The organism is Arthrobacter sp. ISL-65, from assembly GCF_018613795.1.
Lineage (GTDB): Bacteria > Actinomycetota > Actinomycetes > Actinomycetales > Micrococcaceae > Arthrobacter.
Genome location: NZ_JAGGPN010000074.1, coordinates 1 through 5,342, shown reverse-complemented (window position 1 = coordinate 5,342; position 5,342 = coordinate 1). Strand labels below are relative to the sequence as shown.

Sequence of the window (5,342 nt, the reverse complement as noted above, 5' to 3'; positions counted from 1 at the left end):
GGAGGGCAGCCGCGCCACCGATGACAAGGGCGGTGCCAGGATGATCCAGCGCTGGATGCGGGACGACGTCCTGGCCGCCGTGCAGGAGCTCCGGCCGCTCGCGGAGGAAACCGGGCTGACCATGCCCCAGCTGGCGGTGGCCTGGGTATTGCAGAACCCGAACGTTGCCTCGGCCATCGTCGGGGCCTCCCGGCCCGAACAGGTCGCCGACAGCGCCGCTGCCGCCGGTGTGCGCCTTGAACCGGACGTCCTGAAGAAGATCGACGCCGCCGTCGGCTCCCTCGCTGAACGTGATCCCGAGCAGACGAAAAATTCATCGCCCGCCACTCGGGAAGCGTAAACAACGACAGGCCGGACGGTCCTGACCGGATGTCTGCCTCCGCCACGAGTCTCTGACACGGTGGCAGGAGAAGGAACGGCGGCTGTTCCGCTCTCGGGGGTCCCCGCGGGGAAGCCAGGGAACCTCCGAGAGCAGCGCAGCCGGTTTGAACTGGACGCCCTGAAGACTATGCGGCGGGCCTGAGCAGCTCAATGAAGCGGGCATGTTTCAGACCCTCTGGCTCACACACCACGAGAATTGGATTGGTTCCCCGTGTCCACGCACACCCCTGACACTCCCGTAGCCGCGATGTTTCCCTGGATAGGCCTGCTGTCGCTCGCATCTGCGATCTTCGTCTCGGTCACCAGCGAGTTCCTGCCGACCGGGCTCCTCCCCGCCATGGCACACGACATGGGCGTAGGACTCTCCACTGCAGGATCACTTGTAACCATCTTCGCCGGCACGGTAGTTATCGCCACCACCCCACTCGCGGTGCTTACGAAGCGTTACCCGCGCAAGGCCCTAATCGTCGTGGTATTAATCGTCATTGCGCTGGCAAACGTCCTCGCTGCCTTCGCCCCGAGCTACGGGATACTTGTCTGCGCCCGCGTTCTCGGCGGCCTGGCGCACGGACCGTTCTGGGCGGTTGTCGCCGCCTACTCCGCCCATCTCGTGCCAAACCACCAACTAGGCCGCGCCGTTGCAATTACCGCCGGCGGAGGATCCGCTGCCTTCGTGCTCGGCGTACCCGCGGGCACAACTCTCGGGCACGCGCTCGGGTGGCGGGCGGCGTTCGCAGTTCTCGGGGGCATCGTGCTTATCATGAGTCACCCCTGCCGCTCCACAAAGACCCTAGTCTTTGCGGGGTTATCGTTGTGTGCGTCGTCATCGTCATCATCATCGCAGGGCAGAACACCTTCTACACCTATATCGCTCCGTGGCTCATCCAAGTAGCTCATTTCCCCCCGCCGTCGGTCGCTTTCCTACTCTTCTTGTTCGGCGGCTCCGGAGCGATCGGCCTCGTGCTCGCAGGTTTTGCCGCCGACCGATTCCCGAAGCGTGGTTTCGCTCTGGCTGTGCTCGCGGTGATGGCGTCCGTTCTCGTGCTCGCACTGGTTTCGGCCAACCCCGTCCTCGTCGTCGGGGTATTCGTCCTTTGGGGGGTCGCGTTCGGCGGCCTCCCGGCGATGCTGCAGACGCGCATGCTCCATACCGCGTCATTCCGAATGCGAAACCTTGCAGCAGCGCTACAGACGACGGCCTTCAACGTGGGGATTGGCGGCGGGGCACTCCTGGGCGGGGTCCTGCTGGACGGCGTCGGCATCGGGTCACTTCCAATCGTCGAGATCATGCTCCTCACCACCGGACTCGCCGTGCGCCTGGGAGCGGATGCCGGACGTTCCGGTCGCCTGAAATTCCTTTCGCCAGCCAACCAGGGAAACAAGTCCGCTCCGGCTGCAGCGTCGCGAGGAGCAAAGGAATGAATGGCCCAGCTACGTAAGCGTGACAGGCATCTGTTCCGGGCACCGAGCGGTCAGCAACACTTCGCAGCGGTGGTCAGGGCCGCTCTCACGGCACTGGGTCAGGTTGCGAGTCGAGCCGGCGGTGACGCCGTGTAAGGCAGAGCCGGTGCCTGGATTTCCGCCTGAGGACGTAAAGGTCACGTGAACGCATTCCCGGTTGATTCAAGACACCGGCCGGATCTCATAGCCCTCGGTATTGCTGATCAGCTTCCTGCCGTCGTTCCCGTCGAAGCGCAGCCAAATGATCGAGTCATCGGCCGTAGCGTCTTCCACCTCGGCCGTGCGAACGTAGCGGCCGTCGAGCCGCAGCTCGACGGTACGCCCCACCAGCATGCTCCAGTCGTTTACCTCGGGCATCAGTTCTTCCTTTTCTGCGGCTCGCGGGGCCGGGCTTGTGCCGCGGGATCAGGACTCCGGGAGTCCCGCCTTGCATGGCCGCTTCCTGCAAGTGCCCGGACGCCGGCATGGGGCCGGTCTGACGTGGGAGCCGGCGGCGGTCCAGCACAGAGCGGCTGAGCGGAGGTGCGGAGTGGGAGGGCACGGTTGACGATCGCCTGCCCAGGCGTGGTACGAGGCCATCGCAATGGTACGGGCGGTGGTTCTGGTTCATAGGCCGCACCTACGCTTACACCGCCGGAGCTCTTGCTGTGTGTGCGAGGAAGTTGGACCGGCAGTCGGTTGCGCGGGACACGGATGGAAGCCCTATGCTGCCGCGGCCGGGTCAGAGAGAAGCCGGGCAAATGCCAGTTCCGCGGCGCCAACCAACAGCAACTCGGATCCGAGGACCGCCCTTTTGATCTTGACGGCCGCTCCAAGTCCCCCAATAGTGTCCTTTGCCACCGCCGCGATGAGGCGCTCGGGGTTTAGAGCGAAGATTGATCCCAGAAATCCGCCGAGCACGATTATTTCGGGGTTGAAAATGTTCACGAAATTCGTCAGGGCCACGGCAAGGAGGTCGATCTGCCTTTCAGCTTCCTCTGCCAGTTCCGGAGACGGATGCTCGACAATGGCCCTCTCCAGCTCGTCCTGGTCTGCCCGGACAAGGCCGAGCGGAACGAGCAACCGTTCGAGGCGAACTTCGGCGTCCAAGCACCCGTTCCGTCCGCAATGGCATATCTCCCCATTGGTTCGCACCAGAGTATGCCCGAGTTCGCCGGCAAAACCTGCGGAACCGCGCAAAGGCTTGGCTCCGGAGATGACTCCGCCGCCGATGCCGCTGGCACTGCCGTTTAGGTACACCACATCCGAGAATCCGACGGCGGCCCCGTAAATGCTTTCTGCGAGCGATGCCAGAGCGGCGTCATTCCCGGCACGCACCGGGCGGCCCAAGGCTTGCTCCAGGGAAGCCGACAGTGGCTCGTCGGCCCACTGGAGGTGGGGGGCCAGGAGTATCTGCCCGTCGGAGGACCTGACCAGTCCTGGAACGGCCACCCCGACTCCGGTAATCCGGTCCATGGACTCCAGGTCGGCTTGCATTCCTTCGATAATTGCCCGGCTGATGTTCACTGTCTCCGTAACGGAAGGCTGGGTGGCGGCCTCATAGCGGATCCTTCGATGAACCCGGCCGCCGAGGCCGACAAGGCCGACGGTCACGGCATCCACGTCCGGGTTGATGGCCAGGGCGGCAATGTTCTCGTTTGGATGAACAAGGGGGCTGGGCCGTCCGACACGCCCTATGGCAGGCGGTTCTGTTTCATAGGCAAGTCCCAGGTCGCCGAGCTCGGCGACAAGAGCGCTGATGGTTGACCGGTTCAACCCCGTCCGCTTTGTCAGGTGGGCACGCGATAGGGGTCCCTCTCTGTGGAGCAGGCTCAAAATCAACGCCAAGTTGTTGCCCCGGATGGCGGCGTCCGCGTTCTGAAGCGGCTTCGCGCTGGTTCTTTGAGTACCGTCCAGCTTGGTCAGGTGTGAAGCCGTCACCCTATGCCTCTGCCTCTCGAAATTAGTTGTAACCGTTGCTCATCTTCCCCCTGATCGGCGCTTGTTGAAAATATGAAACGCTACGGCCAGGAGAAGCACGAGACCCTTGATGGCCATTTGCCAGGCGGCATCGACGGAGAGAATCGATAGACCCATATTAAGCACACCCATAACGAGGCCTCCGATGACCGCGCCGACGACCGTTCCTATTCCACCCTGGACTGCGGCACCGCCAATAAAGACGGCTGCGATGGCATCCAGCTCATAGTTCTGCCCGGCAGAGGCTACAGCGCCGCCTGCTCTGGCAGTACTGACAACGCCTGCCAATCCCGAGAGGACTCCGATGTTGACGAAGATCAGGAAGTTGACCCATTTTGTCTTGACTCCTGACATCTCTGCCGCGAAGAGGTTGCCGCCCATTGCATAGATGTGGCGACCGAAAACAGTGCGGTTCAAGACAAACGTGTACGCCAGAATGAGGGCGGCCAGGATAACCAGGATGATCGGCGTGCCGTTGTAGCCGGCGAGCAGCCAGGTCAATGCCATGATCCCGACGACGGCTCCAGCCGCCTTAATGCTGAATGATGGGAGAGGCTCTCTCGGCAGGTCAAGGCGTTGGAGGGTCTTCCGGGTACGCAGAAGTTGGAGCACCAGGGCTGCAGACGCGACTATCCCGATCAGAAGCGTCAGAGTGTCCCGCTTTGCGAGCTCCCCAAAGACTGGTGGCAGCCAGCCGGCGCCAATGGCGGTAAACGGAGCGGGCAGCCCGCTGATGGTTCCGCCGGTCAGCAGGACAAGGGTCAGTCCGCGGAACAGCAGCATTCCGGCAAGGGTAACAATGAAGGCGGGTATCTCCACGAAGGCGATCCAGAACCCCTGCCAGGCACCGATCACTGCCCCCAAAAGCAGGCCGAGAATTACCGCGGCCCACCAGGGCAGGCCCCAGTTGTTCATGGCAATGGCGGTCACGGCGCCAACCATTGCCACCACTGAGCCTACGGAGAGATCGATGTGCCCGGCGATGATAACGATGACCATTCCGATGGCCAGGATCAGGACGTAGGCATTTTGTTGGATGAGGTTGTTCACGTTACCCGGCAGGAGGAGCCGCCCGTTGGTCAGGAACTGGAACAAGGCGACGATCATGACCAATGCGGCCAGGAGTCCGTACTGGCGAAGATTGACTGCGGCTTTTCTCGGAGGGGCCTTGGGCGTGGGCCTGAGGGTGGTGTCGGTACTCATGGTTAGTCCTTTCCAGCAGTCATGTAGTGCATCAGCACTTCCTGGTCCGCTTCTTCGCGTGGAACTTCGCCGGTGATGCGGCCTTCGGAGATGGCGTAGATCCTGTCCGAAAGGCCCAGTAGTTCCGGAAGTTCCGAGGAGATGACGATGACAGCTTTTCCTTGTGCTGCTAGTTCGTTGATGATGCCGTAGATTTCGTATTTGGCGCCGACGTCGATGCCGCGGGTGGGTTCGTCGAGGATGAGGATGTCCGGCCCGGAAAAGATCCATTTGCTCAGGACAACTTTTTGCTGGTTCCCGCCGGAGAGTTTTCCGGTCACGGGCATCACGGTGGCCAC

7 protein-coding genes are annotated in these 5,342 nt (G+C 62.4%); 3 read left to right on the top strand and 4 right to left on the bottom strand.

Going from position 1 to position 5,342, the window contains the following annotated elements; translation table 11 throughout:
* From J7I85_RS24705 to J7I85_RS24695, 3 genes are all read left to right on the top strand, one after another.
* On the top strand, positions 1–340 hold a 340-nt coding region (locus J7I85_RS24705), incomplete at its 5' end, for an aldo/keto reductase (protein WP_214858658.1).
* 237 nt (positions 341–577) lie between these two features.
* Positions 578–1,273 carry an MFS transporter gene (locus J7I85_RS25850; protein ID WP_214858651.1) on the top strand — a complete coding sequence of 232 codons (696 nt, stop codon included), beginning with the start codon at positions 578–580 and terminating at the stop codon, positions 1,271–1,273.
* Positions 1,195–1,803: an MFS transporter gene (locus tag J7I85_RS24695; protein ID WP_214858648.1), complete on the top strand. Its 609-nt coding sequence runs from the start codon at positions 1,195–1,197 to the stop codon at positions 1,801–1,803. The genes J7I85_RS25850 and J7I85_RS24695 overlap by 79 nt, the downstream gene beginning before the upstream one ends.
* 201 nt (positions 1,804–2,004) lie before the next feature.
* On the opposite strand, the gene J7I85_RS24690 is transcribed toward J7I85_RS24695, so the two are convergent.
* The 4 genes from J7I85_RS24690 to J7I85_RS24675 all read right to left on the bottom strand — a co-directional run.
* Positions 2,005–2,199 (bottom strand): hypothetical protein, encoded by a 195-nt coding sequence (locus tag J7I85_RS24690; protein ID WP_214858645.1) that lies wholly within the window; start codon positions 2,197–2,199, stop codon positions 2,005–2,007.
* Positions 2,200–2,544: 345 nt separating this feature from the next.
* Entirely contained in the window at positions 2,545–3,597 is a 1,053-nt protein-coding gene (locus tag J7I85_RS24685; protein ID WP_251024802.1) for an ROK family protein, read from the bottom strand.
* Positions 3,598–3,801: 204 nt separating this feature from the next.
* A complete protein-coding gene (gene mmsB, locus J7I85_RS24680; protein ID WP_214858638.1) occupies positions 3,802–5,004 on the bottom strand; it encodes a multiple monosaccharide ABC transporter permease in 1,203 nt (400 codons plus the stop codon).
* Positions 5,005–5,006: 2 nt separating this feature from the next.
* On the bottom strand, positions 5,007–5,342 hold a 336-nt coding region (locus tag J7I85_RS24675), incomplete at its 5' end, for an ATP-binding cassette domain-containing protein (protein WP_214858635.1).